The organism is Candidatus Sulfurimonas marisnigri (genome assembly GCF_015265475.1).
In the GTDB taxonomy this organism is placed as follows: Bacteria; Campylobacterota; Campylobacteria; order Campylobacterales; family Sulfurimonadaceae; genus Sulfurimonas; species Sulfurimonas marisnigri.
Genome location: NZ_CP054493.1, coordinates 1 through 17,730, shown reverse-complemented (window position 1 = coordinate 17,730; position 17,730 = coordinate 1). Strand labels below are relative to the sequence as shown.

General features: G+C 30.6%; 18 protein-coding genes. 3 read left to right on the top strand and 15 right to left on the bottom strand.

The window, feature by feature from the left end:
- Positions 1-4: 4 nt before the first annotated feature.
- From HUE87_RS00090 to HUE87_RS00060, 7 genes are all read right to left on the bottom strand, one after another.
- Positions 5-643 (bottom strand): protein-L-isoaspartate(D-aspartate) O-methyltransferase, encoded by a 639-nt coding sequence (locus HUE87_RS00090; RefSeq protein WP_194366730.1) that lies wholly within the window; start codon positions 641-643, stop codon positions 5-7.
- Positions 636-1,301, bottom strand: coding sequence for a carbon-nitrogen hydrolase family protein (locus HUE87_RS00085; RefSeq protein WP_194367863.1), 666 nt, complete (start codon positions 1,299-1,301; stop codon positions 636-638). The genes HUE87_RS00090 and HUE87_RS00085 overlap by 8 nt, the downstream gene beginning before the upstream one ends.
- Positions 1,302-1,422: 121 nt before the next feature.
- Positions 1,423-2,250, bottom strand: a complete 828-nt coding sequence (locus HUE87_RS00080) for a peptide deformylase (RefSeq protein WP_194366729.1) — start codon at positions 2,248-2,250, stop codon at positions 1,423-1,425.
- 11 nt (positions 2,251-2,261) lie between these two features.
- A complete protein-coding gene (locus tag HUE87_RS00075) occupies positions 2,262-2,711 on the bottom strand; it encodes a DsrE family protein (RefSeq protein WP_194366728.1) in 450 nt (149 codons plus the stop codon).
- A 6-nt stretch (positions 2,712-2,717) separates the two neighbouring features.
- The gene (locus HUE87_RS00070; RefSeq protein WP_194366727.1) at positions 2,718-3,248 is read right to left on the bottom strand and encodes a carboxymuconolactone decarboxylase family protein; all 531 of its coding nucleotides are present in this window, start codon (positions 3,246-3,248) and stop codon (positions 2,718-2,720) included.
- Between the two features lie 69 nt (positions 3,249-3,317).
- Positions 3,318-3,917, bottom strand: a complete 600-nt coding sequence (locus HUE87_RS00065; protein WP_194366726.1) for a YeeE/YedE thiosulfate transporter family protein — start codon at positions 3,915-3,917, stop codon at positions 3,318-3,320.
- Entirely contained in the window at positions 3,911-4,426 is a 516-nt protein-coding gene (locus HUE87_RS00060) for a YeeE/YedE thiosulfate transporter family protein (protein ID WP_194366725.1), read from the bottom strand. Before HUE87_RS00060 ends, HUE87_RS00065 begins: the two co-directional genes overlap by 7 nt.
- A gap of 90 nt (positions 4,427-4,516) precedes the next feature.
- On the opposite strand from HUE87_RS00060, the gene HUE87_RS00055 reads away from it, so the two are divergent.
- Entirely contained in the window at positions 4,517-5,209 is a 693-nt protein-coding gene (locus HUE87_RS00055; RefSeq protein ID WP_194366724.1) for a MerR family transcriptional regulator, read from the top strand.
- Here HUE87_RS00055 and HUE87_RS00050 read toward each other — a convergent pair.
- Entirely contained in the window at positions 5,187-6,209 is a 1,023-nt protein-coding gene (locus HUE87_RS00050; protein ID WP_194366723.1) for a ribonucleotide-diphosphate reductase subunit beta, read from the bottom strand. The genes HUE87_RS00055 and HUE87_RS00050 overlap by 23 nt on opposite strands.
- A gap of 144 nt (positions 6,210-6,353) precedes the next feature.
- Between HUE87_RS00050 and HUE87_RS00045 the strand changes: the two genes are divergently transcribed.
- Entirely contained in the window at positions 6,354-7,280 is a 927-nt protein-coding gene (locus tag HUE87_RS00045; protein WP_194366722.1) for a bifunctional methionine sulfoxide reductase B/A protein, read from the top strand.
- Positions 7,281-7,299: 19 nt separating this feature from the next.
- Here the strand turns inward: HUE87_RS00045 and HUE87_RS00040 are convergent, their stop codons facing one another.
- Both HUE87_RS00040 and typA read right to left on the bottom strand, forming a co-directional pair.
- Positions 7,300-7,572, bottom strand: coding sequence for a hypothetical protein (locus HUE87_RS00040; RefSeq protein ID WP_194366721.1), 273 nt, complete (start codon positions 7,570-7,572; stop codon positions 7,300-7,302).
- 150 nt (positions 7,573-7,722) lie between these two features.
- Positions 7,723-9,525, bottom strand: coding sequence for a translational GTPase TypA (typA, locus tag HUE87_RS00035; RefSeq protein WP_194366720.1), 1,803 nt, complete (start codon positions 9,523-9,525; stop codon positions 7,723-7,725).
- Positions 9,526-9,663: 138 nt separating this feature from the next.
- Here typA and HUE87_RS00030 point away from each other — a divergent pair, with 138 nt between their 5' ends.
- The gene (locus HUE87_RS00030; protein ID WP_229855172.1) at positions 9,664-10,932 is read left to right on the top strand and encodes a CCA tRNA nucleotidyltransferase; all 1,269 of its coding nucleotides are present in this window, start codon (positions 9,664-9,666) and stop codon (positions 10,930-10,932) included.
- Here HUE87_RS00030 and queF read toward each other — a convergent pair.
- The 5 genes from queF to dnaA form a co-directional block, all read right to left on the bottom strand.
- Positions 10,922-11,299, bottom strand: a complete 378-nt coding sequence (gene queF, locus HUE87_RS00025) for a preQ(1) synthase (RefSeq protein WP_194366719.1) — start codon at positions 11,297-11,299, stop codon at positions 10,922-10,924. The genes HUE87_RS00030 and queF overlap by 11 nt on opposite strands.
- 13 nt (positions 11,300-11,312) lie before the next feature.
- On the bottom strand, positions 11,313-12,713 hold the full coding sequence (locus HUE87_RS00020; protein ID WP_229855171.1) for a bifunctional diguanylate cyclase/phosphodiesterase: 1,401 nt from the start codon (positions 12,711-12,713) through the stop codon (positions 11,313-11,315).
- Positions 12,714-12,720: 7 nt separating this feature from the next.
- Complete coding sequence (gene gyrB, locus HUE87_RS00015; protein WP_194366718.1) at positions 12,721-15,033, bottom strand: DNA topoisomerase (ATP-hydrolyzing) subunit B; 2,313 nt, start codon at positions 15,031-15,033, stop codon at positions 12,721-12,723.
- Between the two features lie 143 nt (positions 15,034-15,176).
- The gene (gene dnaN, locus HUE87_RS00010; RefSeq protein WP_194366717.1) at positions 15,177-16,244 is read right to left on the bottom strand and encodes a DNA polymerase III subunit beta; all 1,068 of its coding nucleotides are present in this window, start codon (positions 16,242-16,244) and stop codon (positions 15,177-15,179) included.
- Positions 16,245-16,419: 175 nt separating this feature from the next.
- Positions 16,420-17,730 (bottom strand): chromosomal replication initiator protein DnaA, encoded by a 1,311-nt coding sequence (dnaA, locus tag HUE87_RS00005; RefSeq protein WP_194366716.1) that lies wholly within the window; start codon positions 17,728-17,730, stop codon positions 16,420-16,422.

The following is a 17,730-nucleotide window of genomic DNA, read 5'->3' as shown; positions in this document are numbered from 1 at the left end:
TATCTTACTTCTGCACCCCGTCCAAAATAGGTACAAAGTCACACTCTTCCAACTCCTCTTTCTCCACGGAGTCTCCTGTTTTTCTAAAACGGGTAATAATTTGCTTTAATCCGACCTGCATTGGAGCTACTAGTATCCCGCCATCACGCAATTGTTCAAAAAGTTTTTGCGGAACCTCTTTTGCTGTTGCAGAGAAAAGAATTCTATCATACGGAGCATACTGAATCCAACCGTTTTGTCCATCGTCTGTTCTTGTATGGATATTGTTAATTCCAAGTTTTCTAAAGCGCAGTTTTGCCTCTATCATCAAAGGCTCTATTCTCTCAATAGTAAATACCCCGCGAAACAGATGTGACAAAACAGCAGCCTGATAACCGCTTCCGCAGCCAACTTCCAAAACCCTATCAGCACCCTTGGTATCTAAATACTGAGTCATTTTAGCAACAGTTAGAGGTGAACTTATCCATTGTGCTGAGCCCAAAGGGAGAGCATCTAATTTATAAGCATTATGTTTAAAACCGACCGGTACAAACTCTTCTCTGTTAGTACTAGAAATAGCCTCTCTTACATCATCGTCAAGTGAAAATATTTGGTGGCACTCATTTGCCAATCGTGCTGTCTTTGTTGCTGTAATTCTATCCAATACCTACATCCATATATCGCCTTATTGTGGCAATTTCTTTTTTATCATATAACACTTCTAAGCAAGGCTTATTCCCATTTCTCTGTACTTGTCCCTGTGGTTTTATAATTCCGCTCATCTTAGAACAATCTACATGTAGAGAATCACTGGCCACAACATAGCACTGATTTATAATCGCTAAGCTTTGAGTTAATACTTTAAAATGTTCAGTTCTTAAGGCTCCCCACCAAGATGGAACTGCTATAACATCACAACCTTCTAACTTCTTCCATAAAGCTTTAAACCGAAGTTCAAAGCAGATTAGTATTCCTATTTTTATACCATCTATTTCAATGATTTTAACATCTTCATCGTCCCCCTGAGCAAAGTGATTATGTTCGCCACCAAAACGAAATAACCTTGCCTTTGCTTGAGAGTGAACTATCTCGCTATTGTGAAAAACTTTAGCAAAATTAAAAACTTCACCATCTTTTTTTTCAATTATTGTTAGTATAATAATCCTATTTTTTGAAGCCTTTTTCAATGCTTCATTAGCTACATGTGAGAACTCTATAGCTTCATCAAAGTTATGATAGTCAAAACCTGTGAGGCAAACTTCAGGTGCTACTATTAGTGATTTTTCAGGGGTTTGTTCAATTAATTTTAGAAGTGTTTGCAGGTTAGTGTTATAGTTGTTTGTAGTGTCAAAAAGAAGTGAGCATAAACTATACTCACTTTTGTTAGATATATTTTCTTTGATAATATTACTCTCTAGTAAATTTTTACTAGCATTATATCCTCTAAATTATAAAATAACTAGCTATAGATAGAGCTACTAATTTAATCATCAAAAATATCGAGGTTCCTATTATATTTCCTATTTGACAAGAGGTACAATGTTTGTACTGTTTTCCTTCATACTGAGCATAAAAGAAATACACAACAGTTATCACAGCCATAGATAATAAAATATAGTTTTCTACCATTTGCAAAGTTGTTATAGCTTCATCAGCAATAAAAAAACTTGATATTACTCCAAAAATTCCTACAATAAAAAGAAGTTTGAATGCTTGTAATATTCTATCTCTTTTAAATACTGTCGGACAGTCATTTTGAGTAATCGCATCTGTACCAAACTCTAGTTTTGAATCAAAAAGTTTTCTCTCATCTTCTTCAAGTCTTACTCTAAAGTTTGAGCCAAACATATAATCAATCTTTCTTTGAATTGTTGTAGACAAATCTCCATCAGCTTCTAAAAACTGCTGATTACCATCTCTGTCCTCATACATTAGTTTGATTTTTTCATATCTTGTAGTCTTTGCACTCATTCCAGGAAAGTAAGCTGTTGTCTCGATAGGGGTTACAGTTCCTTCTCTTTTTAAAACCCTTGGATTAACAAGCTCTAAATATTCACCCTGGTCATCATCTAAGCCAAAAGCATCTTTTTTTATAACTACTACAGATAATGATGAACCAACTTGAAATGCTGATAATGCATTTAATTTATTTTCTTCAAGCGTATCTTTTAAGTCTTCAATAATTGAAAAAAGCTCTTCATTAAAAAACCTAACATTTGCACCAAACTCTAAACTCGGTGTAGTTGGGTATGTTACAATCTCTCTTACCATATAGCCAATCCTTATTTAAACGTCATTAGAGCATAGCCATCATTTTGATAGCCAATAGTATCTATAAAACTATTTTCTGAAATTTTAACAAAAGGAAGGACATCATCCTTATCTATTGTATTGGCATTTAGGCTCATTGCGCAAACAGTTACATCAATACCCTTTTTAGTCGCTAATCTCTCAAGTTGTTTTCTTGCTTTTTGCATATTTGCTAGATTGTTTTCATCCATTATAACTTCATCTATATTTTTTGAAACTATTGGTGCACAGCTACCGTGAATTGTAAGAGCAAACTTCACAGTGTCACCATTTTTTTCTATCATATCCATAGTTCTCTCAACTAAAAACATACGACTAACTATGTATCCACTATTCTTTGAACTGCAATCAAAAATTGCTTTGTACTCTTTTGCCTGTGCTATACCCGAGAATATTATAAGTGCTAAAAATATATACTTCATAATCTTTTACTGACCTAAAGCAAAAACATTTGATAAAGTGTTTATATAATTGAAGTAGCCTGTTATTGCTACCGCTTCAACTATTTGAACATCACTATAACCCATATCTTTAAGCGCATCAATTTCGCTTTTAAGTACTTTATAGTTGTCTTTTTGAGAGGCTCTGATACAAAAGTTTAAAAGAGCTTTTTCTTTATCATCTGTATTGATAGCATCAACACCTTTTAGAACCTCTTCAATTCTCTCATCTGAAAGACCAAGCATCTTTGCTATACCTTTGTGTACATCTACACACATTTTACACCCATTCTCTACTGATATAAGAAGAGCTATCGACTCTTTAATATCATAAGAGAGTGTAGTCTCATCAAGCAGATACTTTTGAATCATCCCGTCAGTTGCAAAATATATTTTATCGTCAAGTGCCATTAGTTTAAATATTTCACCTAATTTGCCTGTTTTTTCTAAAATTGGACGAGCTCTATCCTGAATAGCAGGACTCATATTTTCAAATTCTGGTAGTTTTATGTGTGCCATTTTTTTCCTTTAAAACGTTAAGTTATAGTTACTGTTTTGTTATTATAAAGCATAATACTTATACAAAAGTTAATGCTTATCTCTATCATCTGCAGGATCATAATATTCAATAGTCGGTAATAAATAAGCAACAACCAAAAGCGTTATACTTAAAACTAAAACTATCGCAAGTTCATAGCCTCCAAACACATCGGCTAATCTAATCTTACCTAAATCAGGCCCCGTAATTTGTTCTATCCAAGGGTAAAGTAACGTGAAAACTGCTCCACCAACCATACCCCCAGCAACACCAACAAGAGCATCTACTCGTCCTTCTGAAACTGAAACAAAAAATGCTGATGGACATTTTCCCAAAATCACCAAACCAGTTCCAAAAATGATAGCTCCAATAATTAAACCAGTTAAGATAGTTGGCTTTATACTATAACTAGCATACCCAGCATCAACTAAAAAATAAAAACCTATACTTGATAAAGCAACTGTAGTCATTGCCATTCTTGGAACTAAAGTATCCTCAAAAATCATAAAACCGGCCATTTTTTCAAACTTATCAAGACGAGAGTAAAGGATGATAGCACCAAAACAAAAACCTATAAAAAGTACAAGCCATACAGAACCATGTGCTTGATTTGCTACAAGGCTAAACATATTTGAAATACGATCTAACATTCTTTACACCTCTTTTTCTTATAAAAAAATCTACCTGTTATCATTCCTGTACCTAATGCAACAACAGCAAATATAATCCCGCTAACTGCTATTTGTGAACCACCTGAGAGTATATGTCCAGCATTACATCCACCAGCCAAGCGTGCTCCAAAAACCAGCATAAAACCTGCTATAAAACTCCAAACCATTCGAGATTTAACAGAGCTATTTTTACGCTCCTTCCAAAGTGTAGGTATATAGCTAATGTGAAACGTTTTTGTAACAAAGACAGACATAAACAGTCCACCAAAAAATACACCGATAAGCATTACACCTTCCCAGGCACCACTCTCTTGTATCATTGCAGCATATTTATGATTCTCGGCATCAAGACCAAAAATTAAGTTTGCAAGATAACTCATTCCAGTAGAAGCGCCGATTGGTCTATCTGCACCCCAAACTGAAAAACTAATAAAAAACAGCAAGCTCATGGCTATACCACCAACCCACCAAGGTATTGAACGAGGCATTATTTAATCCTTTGTTTGAAAAACGTTAAGTAGTACTTAACGTTAAAATTATAGGGTATAATTCTTATATCAATATTAATAGGCTAATAGATGGAATATAAAATATCAGAGATAGTCGCACAAACAGATGTACCAAAATCAACGATTCTTTACTATATAAGAGAAGGTTTACTACCTGAAGCAAAAAAATTTAAATCCAATGTTCACAGATATAGCGAAGAACATGTAGAACTGATAAAGTATATAAAATACATGAAACAAGAGCTAGGAAGCTCAAATGAGCAGATAAAAACTGCCCTGCAACATAAAAACCAATCTCTTTCAAGTTCATTTTCTATGTTAGCCCCACTTATGCAAACTCTTAGTGCTATTCCAGCAGGTGCTAAACATTACAACAAAGAGCAGTTTATAGAGCATTATGACTTTGATATTAAACTTTTAGAACAACTACTAGATGATGGCGTACTAGTACCTCTAACAGATGATGATTTTACTGAAAAAGAGGCTTCTATTGTTAGGTTGATTGAGGATATTAAAGAGACAGGTGTAGATTATACTTTAATAAAAAACTATGTTCATCATGCTAAATCACTAGCACAAATAGAATATGAGATGCAAACTCAGCTTTGTAGTATTCGTAGTGATGAAAACTTTTCAACACTATGGAAAATTATGTTTGAGACTCTTTTTAATGCTAAAGAGTATCTCTTTAGTCGTTATACTTATAAGGTACTATTTAAAGCACTTAAGGATGAGATTTCTAAAAATCATCATCAAAACTAAGACTTCCTTTTGAGTAGTTTGCAACTGTTCCCTCAAAGAAGTTTGTTTTTTGGTCGTTAAATTTTGAAAAGTCATCAACCCACTTTATAGGATTTGTTACATTATAAAGCTTCTCAAAACCAACAGATGTTAATCTGTCATCAGCTAGGTATTGAATATACTGCTCAATAATTTCATCTGTCAACCCCAAGATTTGTCCTTGTGTTATATATCTGCCCCAATCTGTTTCAAGTTGTACAGCCTGTTTAAACATTGCTATAACTTCTTCTTTTAACTGATCCGTAAAAAGGTCTGGTCTCTCTTTTCTAAGTGTATTTATAAGGTTTTGAAAAAGAACCAAGTGGGTAACTTCATCTCTTTGAATAAATCTAATCATCTGTGCAGAACCCAACATTTTACCGCTTCTTGCCAATGTGTAAATATAAGCAAAACCACTATAAAAATAAATTCCCTCTAAAATTTGATTTGCAAAACAAGCTTTCACTAAGTTATGTTCAGTCGGGTTAGAAGAGAGGTCCTCATAAATACTAGCAATAGCATCATTTTTTGTCTTAAGCATCATATCTCGACGCCAAAGGTCATAAATTTCTTCAGAGTTTGTAGAGATGCTATCAACCATAACGGCATAGCTTTGTGAATGAAGTGCCTCTTCAAATGATTGTCTAACAAGTATAAGGTTAACTTCTGGAGATGTTACGTAAGGGTTTATATTATCCATTATATTATTTGTTTGAAGAGAATCCATAAAAATCAGCTGCGAAAGAGCTTTATCATAAGCATCTTTTTCTGCTTGTGTGATATTTTTATAGTCAATTACATCACGAGTCATATCAACTTCCTTTGGAAACCAAGTGTTGTTTAACATCACTTCCCAAAGATTATATGCCCACTGATATTTTATATTATTTAGCTCAAATATCCCTGTAGGATCTCCGCCAAATATTTTTCTATCATTTACATTTTCTTTTGATTCGGGATTATATATTTTTTTTCTATTCATCTCACACCCTTAAATTTTAGTGTACGATTATAGCCATCTCTATATAAATTTAACTTTACATATTTGTGACAAATTTGAAAACCATACTTTAATAAAACAATATTCTCTTATAATTGTCCCATAAATTATTATAAAGGATAACGTATGAAACTTTTTATATCTTTCATACTTTTAATTACAACAATGAATGCAATGGATTTAAAACCCTGGAAGGGCAAGATAGAACAGCTTAGTGATGAAGAAAAATATGTACTTTTAAATAAAGGGACGCAAAGACCTTTTGTTGGAAAATATACTGATATAACAGAAAGTGGTGTTTATTCATGTAAGATATGCGAGACACCACTTTACAAATCTGATGATAAATTTAAATCCAATTGTGGATGGCCAAGTTTCGATGACGCAATTCCCGGCTCTGTGAAAAGAGTTCCCGATGCTGATGGAAGACGCGTTGAAATAGTTTGTGCAAAATGTGGAGGACACTTAGGACATGTTTTTGAAGGTGAGGGCTATACTGATAAAAACACTAGGCACTGTGTAAATTCAATCTCATTGGAGTTTAATAAAAAGCAGGATGCTAAAGTAGACAATCTATCAAAAGCTTATTTTGCTGGTGGTTGCTTCTGGGGAGTTGAATACTACTTGGAAAAACTAGATGGTGTAAAAGAGGTTCATTCTGGTTTTATGGGTGGACATGTAAAAAACCCAAGCTATTATGAGGTAGTTCGCTCTAATACAGGTCATCTTGAGGCTGTTGAAGTAATATATGACAGTTCTAAAATATCTTATAAAATGATTGCAAAAACTTTTTTTGAAATTCACGATCCGACTCAAGCTAATGGCCAGGGACCAGATATAGGAGAGCAGTACCTCTCGGCAGTTTTTGTGAATAATGAAAATGAAAAAAATACAATAAGAGAGCTTATTTCTCAACTTGAGAAGAATGGTTTTAATATTGCTACAAAGATATTAGACAAGCAAGAGTTTTATAAGGCTGAAGAAGATCATCAAAATTATTACAACAAAAAAGGGACTAAACCATATTGCCATGGTTATAGAAAAAGGTTTTAGAAGAAGAAATAATAATTAATTATTTCTTCTCTTTATCTAAAAACTTTACCGCCTCACTAGCATCGTATTTGCCAGTGCCGCTAGATTTACTAAAATCTGCGGCTTTGTTATCTATGGAAATAACCATATCATTTTTGAAATCTGTTGCTGTATTCCCTGTTTCATGAGAGTATATAATATAAACACCAATGGCTAATATAAAGAAAGCAAATTTAGTATTGCCACTCTGATAGAAACTAAAGGCAGTTATAGCAATTGCAAATAAAGAAGCTGGGTATATTAAATCATCCACTATTCATCCTTTTAACTATTTTATAAAAGTATATCATATTTATAATAATTAAAATTTATGAAAGTTTATTAAATGATAAGTTTTCACATATGCTAAATATTGCATATGTGAAAATATTAATTTATTGAGTAGGGAGCGTAAAAACTACTATTATTTGCGAGAGTGTCTTTTTCTCTCTGCTTCAGTTAAGAATTTTTTACGAATACGAACAGATTTAGGAGTTATTTCAAGAAGTTCATCATCTTCAATCCACTCTAGTGCACGCTCTAGAGACATGTCACGAGGTGGAATAAGCTTAATAGCTTCATCAGCACCTGATGAACGTACATTTGATTGTGCCTTACCTTTGATAGGGTTAACAACTAAATCATTTGAACGTGAGTGTTCACCAATAATCATACCTTCATAAACTTCAGTTTGGACACCGATGAAAAGAACACCACGGTCTTGAATACCAAATAGAGAGAATGCTAAAGTAGAACCTGGAGTCATAGAGATTAATGCACCATAAGTTCTTGATTCAACAGTTCCAGAATAAGGGCGAAACTCTAAGAAAGAGTGATTCATAATACCCTCACCCTTAGTATCTGTTAAGAATTGACCACGGAAACCGATAAGTGCACGAGCAGGAATTTCAAACTCAATTCTTTGGAAGCCCTGACCCATTGGAAGCATTGATTTCATCTCAGCTTTTCTTTTACCAAGACGCTCAATAACCCCACCAGATAATTCTTCAGGAACATCGATAACTAGGTGCTCAAATGGTTCACATTTAACACCCTCTATCTCTTTAACGATAACTTCTGGACGAGAGATACTAAACTCAAAATTTTCACGACGCATATTTTCAGCAAGTACAGTAATCTGAAGCTCACCACGACCTGAAACTTTAAATTTACCTTCTCCTACAACTTCAAGCTTCATTGCAACATTTGTATTCATTTCAAATTCAAGTCTCTCACGAAGTTTGTTTGAAGTAACGTGTTTTCCCTCTTGACCAGCAAGTGGAGAATCATTTACTGCAAAAACAACCGTTAGTGTCGGCTCTTCGATGTGCATTGGGTCAAGTGGCATTGGGTTAGCTGGATCACAAATAGTATCTCCAACATCAACAGTTTCCATTCCTGCAAAAGCAACAATATCACCAGCTTCAGCTTCTTGAATTTCCATACGATTAAGACCAAGGAAACCAATAAGCTTAGAAATCTTACCTTTAACTAACTCACCATCAGCTTTTGCAAGCATAATGTTATCACCTTTTCTTACAACACCGTTGAAGATACGAGAAATACCTATCTTACCAACATAATTATCATAATCAAGTGTAAATACCTGTGCTTGAGTATGATTCTCTCTGTCTCCAATAGGCTCAGGAACATGCTCTAAAATTGCATCGAAAATACATTGGAAATCACCATCTGGATCACTCATATCAATTTTAGCCATACCATCACGGGCAGCAGCATAAATAATTGGAAAATCTTGTTGATCATCCGTTGCATCCATTGCAGCAAATAGGTCAAACATCTCATCAACAACACGCTCTGGATCAGCAGAAGGCTTATCGATTTTATTAATAACAACAATTGGTTTTTTACCAAGTGCTAACATTTTCTTTACAACAAACTTAGTTTGAGGCATAACACCCTCATAGGCATCAACAAGAACTAAAACACCATCAACCATCTTAAGAACACGTTCAACTTCTCCACCGAAGTCAGCGTGACCCGGAGTGTCAATAATGTTAATCTTGAAATCTTTGTAACGAATAGCAGTATTTTTAGAAAGAATCGTGATTCCACGCTCTTTTTCTAAATCATTACTATCCATTGCTCTCTCAGCGTGTGCTTCATGAGCACCATATGTACCTGATTGTTCTAACAATCCGTCAACTAGTGTTGTTTTACCGTGGTCAACGTGAGCGATAACCGCAATATTTCTAATCTTTTGCATTAATTTTTCTCCATGTATAATTCCCAAATTTTATCGATAAGCAATAAACACTTTATTAAATATGGGAAAATTTTTCGCGATTATACCCAAATAAATGTTATAAGGAAGTAAAATACATGATATACTTTTGTCAAACTAATGAAAAAGATATTAATGATAAATTATCCAAAAAAATTAGATTTTATATTTGATAAACTTTATAATTATAACGCTTTACCTATACTGGTTGGTGGATTTATTAGAGATAAAATATTAGGTTTAAATTCCAAAGATATTGATATAGAGATATATGGCATATCATCATTTTCAAAATTAGAAGAGTTATTGGAAGAGTTCGGAAGCGTTAATAGTGTTGGTAAGAGTTTTGGAGTATGTAAACTACATTATGAAGGGTATGATTTAGACTTTTCATTTCCAAGAGTTGATAATAAAAATAATATTGGACATCGCGGATTTCAAATAGAAATTAACCCAAATTTAGATTTTAAAACTGCAGCAAGCAGAAGAGATTTTACAATAAATGCTATTGGTTATGATGTAAAAAACAAAATATTGCTTGATCCATTTAATGGTTTAGTAGATTTAAAAAATAAAATATTAAGGGTTGTAAATGAAGATAGTTTTATCGAAGATCCACTTAGGGTTCTAAGAGCAGCACAGTTTTGCGGAAGATTTGAACTTAGCATAGATAAAAAACTATTTGAACTTTGCAAAGATATGGTTAGTAATCAACTTCTAAATGAATTACCAAAAGAGAGAATTTTTGAGGAAATTAAAAAACTTGTTCTAAAATCTAATAGACCTTCTATCGGCTTTGAACTTTTAAAAAAATTCGGTACTAATATTTATACAAGTAATATTTATATATTAGATGAAATATCAAAACAACTAACAACTAATTCAGCAACTAACACTGTATTGATGTTAGCCGCTTTGTGTTTTGATTATAATGATAAACAAGCGACATATTTTATACAAAATCTTACAAATGAAAAAGAATTACTTAATAGAGTTTTACCTCTTATAAAAAATCATAATAAAATTAATGAAATATTTAATTCTAATATAGATAATTATAAACTATATAAATTAGCTACAGAAGTGAAAATTGAAGAGCTTTTGATTTTAAGCAGTGCAATATATTTTACTAAAAATAGTTCTAATATATATGAAGCTGGTGATGCTATTTATAAAAGGGCTAAAGAGTTAAATATATTAAAAGAAAAACTCCCTCCTCTTTTAAAAGGGAAGGATATTTTGAATTTTAAAATTAAACCGTCTCCAGAATTTTCAAAAATTTTAGATGATGCATATGAAGCTCAAATGAGTTGTGAGTTTACTACTCGTAATGGAGCTATAGTTTGGTTAAAAAAGTATTTAAAACTTTCTAAAGAAATTAAAGTTTAGAACTATCAATTTCTATAACAGTATGAACATTACCACGAGGGTTATAATCGGCAATAACTTTCATATATTTTGGTTTTAATTTTCTATCAAGCAGTTCATAAATTTCATTTGCACTATTTTCATGCGATACATGTTTATCTCTAAATGAATTAATATATAATTTTATAGCTTTTAACTCTATAACCCACTCATTTGGTGTATATTCAAGATAAATAGTAGCATAATCAGGATATCCACTTCTTGGGCAAAGGCAAGAAAACTCTGGAAGTGTCATTTTTATTAAATAATTCCTCTTGTGTTCATTTGGCCAAATTTCCAAATCTTTATCTACATCAAACTCATTAACTATTTTTTCGCCATATTTCATTTTAGTCCTTAATTTATAATTTTTTTAAAGATGCAATGTATTTACCTTGCATATAATCAATATCTAACTCTTTTGACAAGTTATATTCATCTTCATTTTCAACCATTTTAATCCAAGTTTTAACACCTTTTTGATGTGCCATTATATTAAAACCATTTATTACACTTTTATTTTTATTTTCATTTATATCTTTAGTATAATAACTATCAAATCTAACCATATCAATATCTAAATCTCTAAGATATAAAAAACTTGTGTGAATAGATCCAAGTCTATCAATTGCTATTTTTATCCCTATTTTTCTTAATGATTGTAAAATCATATTATATTTTTCAATTCTAGAATAATATTCTTTTTCACTAAGTAAAAATATTATTCTATTCTTGGCATTAGAATTACCATTAATAAGCTCTTTTACTCTAGTTAAAAAAAATTGGTTTCTAATAGAAGTTGGTGATATTGGTATAGCAAATATATCTCTATTAGATGCTTTACAATTTTTTATATTTTCTTCTAAAATCATCAAATCATAATCAACCATAAGTCTAAGTTTATCCAAAACTTTCATATATTTTTTTGGATGAATAAGTTTTGAGTTTTGAGTTTTTAACTTTATAAAGCACTCATTTATTATTACAGAATCTTTTTCAAATACATCTTGAGTCATTAGTTCAAAATCTCTTTTTTTTATTGCATTTATAACATGTGATTCTAACTCACTCGGGTTCATCTCATCATCTAAATTTGCTACAAGTTTATAATTTTGATTATGATTTTGTAATTCAAAAAGATTTTCTATAAGATAATAAATATCACTAGATAGACTATTATCATTTATAGCTCCTGATATTTGAACTTCAATATCATCTACCTTAAGTTCATCAGCCTTTAAAAACATAAGCTCTAATCTTGTTTTATAGTTTGCTTTATTGCCCTTAAGCCCAATTATAAAATCACCACCTTTTATATGTCCAAGTGGAAAATTTATTATCTCTTTAGTTTTAAAATATTCGCCTATCCATTTTGCAACTTCAAAAAGTACTTTATCACCATTTTTTATACCATAACGGCTGTTTATCTCATTTAAGTTGTCTATACTTATAAGTACAAGCGTATAGTTTTTATTATCTTTAAGTTCTTTTTTTAAATATTTATATAAATATTCTCTTGTAAATACCTTTGATACACTATCAGTTATTTTAGTATCAAAACCTTTATATATAAGATAAAAAATAAAGTAAATACTAAATACTAAAACTAAAATTGATTCAATATAAAAAGAGCTATTTAAACTTTCACTACTTGTTATAAATGTATGAAAAATAAGAGCAATAACTAGAGTAAAAATAGGAAGTACCATTCTAAGTGCTAACTTAAAACGGTATTCTCTCTCTTTTGTTTGTGGAAGTAACATTATATTTCTAAACGTCTAAATGTTTAACATCTTTAGCATGAGTCTCTATATAATTACGACGTGGTTCAACTTCATCACCCATAAATAGAGTAAATGTATCAGATGCTAATTCACCATCTTCTATTTTTACTTGAAGTAAAACACGGTTTTCCGGTGTCATTGTTGTTTCCCAAAGTTGATCAGGATTCATTTCACCAAGACCTTTATAACGTTGGATATATGCACCTTTTTTAGCATATTCATTAATATCTTCTAAAACTTCAATAATATCTTTATCAAAATCAATATCCCACTCTTGTATCTTTTTAAAAACAAAACTAGCTTCATTAAAGTGTGGAGCTCCAAATAAATCATCATTTATTAGTAACTCTTCCATACCACCTTTAGTTTGAACAAAAATATGAATAGAATTATCTGTAATACTTTTAGTTAAAATATTATTATCATTATCTGTTAAAAATTTCTCAACTTTTTCATACATTATATTTATATCAAGACCTATTAAATCAGGATTTTCTATAAAATGACGAATTAAATCAACTAGAGCATATCTTCTCTCTAAAGCTACTAGTGATCCTCTATAATGATCAACCATTCTAAAGTATGAAATTAAATCATTATTACCAACACCATTAATTTCTAAAGATTCTATTCCATTTTCAATAAGGTAATCATTCATTGCACGATCATCTTTAAAATAAATCTCTTTTTTACCTTTTTTATATCTATAAAGAGGTGGCTGAGCTAAATATAAATAACCTTTTTCAACTACATCACGGAAATGTCTAAAGAAAAAAGTAAGTAATAATGTCTGAATATGTGAACCATCAACATCCGCATCGGTCATAATAATAATTTTATGATAACGAAGTTTTTCTTCTTTATATTCCTCACCAATACCACAACCCATAGCTGTAATCATATTTGTAATTTCTTCAGATTTTAAAACTTTATCAATTCTAGCTTTTTCAACATTTAAAATTTTACCCTTAAGTGGTAAAATAGCTTGAAAAACTCTATCACGCCCCATTTTAGCTGAACCGCCTGCAGAATCCCCTTCCACCAGATAAAGTTCACAAATAGATGCATCTTTACTTTGACAATCAGCAAGTTTACCAGGAAGAGTTCCGACACTCATAGAATCTTTTCTACGTGTAAGTTCACGAGCTTTTTTAGCAGCTTCACGGCCACGAGCTGCCATAAGAGACTTAGAAACTATTGCTTTTGCTTCTAAAGGATTTTCTTCAAAGTATTTAGAAAGAATTTCATATGTTGATTTTTGGACCAATGGTCTTACATAAGTATTACCTAATTTACCTTTTGTCTGTCCTTCAAACTGTGGTTCTGGAACACGAGCAGAAACAATAGCAATAAGACCTTCACTAACATCTTCACCTGAAATTTTTGTATCTTTCTCTTTTGCAGCACCATTTTGAGAATTGTAATTAGAAATAACACGAGTAAGTCCAGCTCTAAATCCAGCTTCATGTGTACCACCGTTTGGAGTACGAATATTATTAACAAAAGATGAAAGTTTTTCTTCATATGAATCATTATACATAAGTGCTATATCAAACTCAATATCTTCTATTTTTGCAGTAAAAGAATAAACTTGAGCAACTATCTCTTTTTTATTAATATCAGTTACATATTGGGCTATACCACCCTCAAAATGATATTCTTCTTTAACATTTGTTCTTTCATCGTAAAAAATAATAGTTATAAATGGATTTAAATATGCTAACTCTTTAAATCTACGAGATAAAAATTCATATTCAAAAGTTGTTGTTTCTGTAAATATACTAGCATCAGGAGAAAATTCTATAGTTGTTCCGTGCTTACGGCTCTTACCAATTACTTCTAATGCTTTTTGAGGTATACCTTCTTTAAATTCTTGTTCGTGTATCTCTCCATCTCTATAAATTGTCATTTTTAAATCACTAGAAAGTGCATTTACAACAGAAACACCAACACCATGAAGACCACCAGAAACTTTATAAGTATCTTTATCAAACTTACCACCAGCATGTAATACTGTTAAAACAACTGTAGCTGCAGACATACCTTCAGTTGGATGCATATCTGTTGGAATACCACGACCATTATCAGAAACTCTACAAGTTCCTTCTTTTGTTAAAACTACATTTATTGTATCACAGTGACCAGCCATTGCTTCATCAATAGAATTATCAATAACTTCATAAACTAAATGATGAAGACCACGATGTCCCGTATCACCAATATACATACCTGGTCTTTTACGAACAGCTTCTAAGCCCTTAAGGACTTTAATATTACTAGCACCGTAATTTTGTTCCATAAAATAATTCCTACTATTAAAATATCGTATAATTGAGGATATTTTATCTAATATTTACTAAAAATAAGTTTTTTGCTGATTATTTACAAAAGGATAAAAAAATTATTTCATTAATATGAAATAATTTTTAATTTATATAAGAATTATATCACTATTGGCATAACAACAGTTCTGAAGTTATTATCACTTAAAATAAAAGGTAAATTACCTTCATTTAAACCTATACTGAATTCAGAACTATTAATTGTATTTAAAAAATCTAAAAGGTATTTACTATTTATTGCAATTGTAAAAGGAGAGGTAAAGCCTGTCTCAAAAACTATATCTGTTTTTGCTTCTATATTATCGTCACTTAGTGATTCAAATGTTATTAAATTATTTAAAAAAGTTATTTTAACATCTGAAGATATAGTAGTTATTTGTTTTATAGACTCTATCATAATAGCTTTTGGCAATATTATAGTATTTGCTATTTCTTTAGGAATTATTCTAGAATATTCAGGAAATTTACCGTTTATTAGTTTTGTAAAGAATGTATATTGGTTAGAGTGAATTATCAAATTAGTTTCATCATAATAAATTTCAATATTATCAAAGAAAAGTTTTTGAATTTCTATTATTGCTTTTTTAGGAAGAATTATAGATAATTCACTACTGCCATTATTTGTTATATTAACAACTGCTAATCTTCTTGTGTCTGTAGATGCAAAGTTTATAGTATCTTGTTTAATATCTATTAGAGCACCATTTAATTCAAACTTAGGATTATTAGTGTCAATTGATGGTGTTATTTTTTTTAAAGATTCTACTAAAGATTGTGAATCTATTGAGATACGAGGTTTACCCTCATAATTAGGAAATTCTGGAAACTCATTATATGAAAATGTTGGAAGTTTAAAATTAGAGTGTGATTGCGAAATATATAACATGTCATTTTTAACTTCTAGATTAATCTCACCATCTTTTAAAATTCTGACAATATCTAAAAATTTTTTTCCGTTTGCAGTAGTGCAGCCATTTCCAATTATATTTATATTATCAGTAGATACTGTTAATCCAATCTCATAGTCTGTTGCTTTAACAGTTAACTTTGAGTTAGATACATCCATAAAAATATGTGAGGTTATTTGAGAAGTATCTTTTTTTTCTAAAAATGGTTGTGTATGAACCAAGATATTTTCTATTATAGATTTTTGTATTATTATTTTCATACGAATTCCTATTTATATTATAAAATTATAGTATTAGTAGTAGTGGTAAGTGAATAAGTGAATATCACTATTAAACCCCTATTTTAAGAGCAGTTTAGAAGTTGCTAAACTATATAACTTTTTTCACAACTGTTCACATATAAGATTATATCTTTTTTTTACTAATTTTTAGTTTTTAATAAGATGAAGTAATTTTATTAGTTAATTCTTCTATTTTTACTTTAAAATCTTCATCATTTTCAAGTAGTTCATTTATTTTTTTAAGAGTATGACTAATAGCAGTATGATCTTTCATGCCAAAATACTTAGCTAGTTGAGGCATAGTATTTTGAGTTAGCTCGCGACAAAGATATATAGCTATTCTTCTAGCATAAACTAAATTTTTACTTCTGCCTTTTGAACGAATTTCACTTGGTTTTATATTTAAATCTTTTGATACACTTTTTGTAATAGTATCTAGTGTTAAATTTGCAAGATTTTCTTGAAGTTGGTCTTTTAATACATTTTTTGTAAATTCTAAATTTATATCTACATGTATAAGTTGTGAATAAGCATGTAACTTTGAGAGAATACCCTCTATTTCACGAACATTACTCTCTATTACAGTAGCAATATAATTTATAATATCATTAGTAAGAACAACTTTATTTATTTCACATTTACTTTTAATTATGGCTATTTTAGTTTCTAATTCAGGTGGTTGTATATCAGCAACTAGGCCCCATTCAAACCTACTTTGAAGTCTCTCTTCTAAACCGCCAATTTTTTTAGGATGTTTATCTGCTGTAAGAATTATTTGTTTTCCAGCACCTTTAAGTGCTTCAAATGTGTGAAAAAATTCCTCTTGAATACTGTCTTTATTACTTAAAAATTGAATATCATCAATAAGAAGTACATCACAGTTACGATACTTTTCTTGAAATAAAGGCATTGATTTATTTCTTAAATGTCTAATAAAATCGTTTAAAAACTGTTCAACTGTTGTATAGATAACAACTTTTCCTTGATTTTGAAAAACATTTCCAGCAGCTTGCATAAGATGAGTTTTGCCAAGACCTACACCACCATATATAAATAGTGGATTATAAACTTCACCAGCTTTTTCACTAACACTTTTAACGGCAGCATAAGCAAACTGATTAGAACCACCAACCATAAAGTTATCAAATGTATGAGAAGGGTTTAAAAGTGAATGTTGAGTAGGTTTTTTTTCAATTTCATTTTTAATTGTTGTTTTAGTTTCAAAATTTTTAAGTGTTATTTTAACAGTTACTTTTGCTTTGTTATTTAATTCAAAAAGATGCTCAATTTTAGAAGTATATTTATTTTTTATCCAATTTAAAACTAAAGTATTAGGAACATAAAATATAGCTAAATCACTGCTAGATTTTCTTGTATCATATGTCAAATGTTTTATATATCTATTATATTCAACTTCAGTTATCTCTTTTTTTAGTAATTCTAAAATTTTTTGACCTATATTCAC

Bases quoted from the DNA above. Each gene is read 5' to 3' on its own strand.
- HUE87_RS00080 (WP_194366729.1), bottom strand. From the start codon at position 2,250: ATGGTAAGAGAGATTGTAACATACCCAACTACACCGAGTTTAGAGTTT.
- HUE87_RS00075 (WP_194366728.1), bottom strand. From the start codon at position 2,711: ATGAAGTATATATTTTTAGCACTTATAATATTCTCGGGTATAGCACAG.
- HUE87_RS00070 (WP_194366727.1), bottom strand. From the start codon at position 3,248: ATGGCACACATAAAACTACCAGAATTTGAAAATATGAGTCCTGCTATT.
- HUE87_RS00065 (WP_194366726.1), bottom strand. From the start codon at position 3,917: ATGTTAGATCGTATTTCAAATATGTTTAGCCTTGTAGCAAATCAAGCA.
- HUE87_RS00060 (WP_194366725.1), bottom strand. From the start codon at position 4,426: ATGCCTCGTTCAATACCTTGGTGGGTTGGTGGTATAGCCATGAGCTTG.
- HUE87_RS00055 (WP_194366724.1), top strand. From the start codon at position 4,517: ATGGAATATAAAATATCAGAGATAGTCGCACAAACAGATGTACCAAAA.
- HUE87_RS00050 (WP_194366723.1), bottom strand. From the start codon at position 6,209: ATGAATAGAAAAAAAATATATAATCCCGAATCAAAAGAAAATGTAAAT.
- HUE87_RS00045 (WP_194366722.1), top strand. From the start codon at position 6,354: ATGAAACTTTTTATATCTTTCATACTTTTAATTACAACAATGAATGCA.
- typA (WP_194366720.1), bottom strand. From the start codon at position 9,525: ATGCAAAAGATTAGAAATATTGCGGTTATCGCTCACGTTGACCACGGT.
- HUE87_RS00030 (WP_229855172.1), top strand. From the start codon at position 9,664: ATGAAAAAGATATTAATGATAAATTATCCAAAAAAATTAGATTTTATA.
- queF (WP_194366719.1), bottom strand. From the start codon at position 11,299: ATGAAATATGGCGAAAAAATAGTTAATGAGTTTGATGTAGATAAAGAT.
- HUE87_RS00020 (WP_229855171.1), bottom strand. From the start codon at position 12,713: ATGTTACTTCCACAAACAAAAGAGAGAGAATACCGTTTTAAGTTAGCA.
- gyrB (WP_194366718.1), bottom strand. From the start codon at position 15,033: ATGGAACAAAATTACGGTGCTAGTAATATTAAAGTCCTTAAGGGCTTA.
- dnaN (WP_194366717.1), bottom strand. From the start codon at position 16,244: ATGAAAATAATAATACAAAAATCTATAATAGAAAATATCTTGGTTCAT.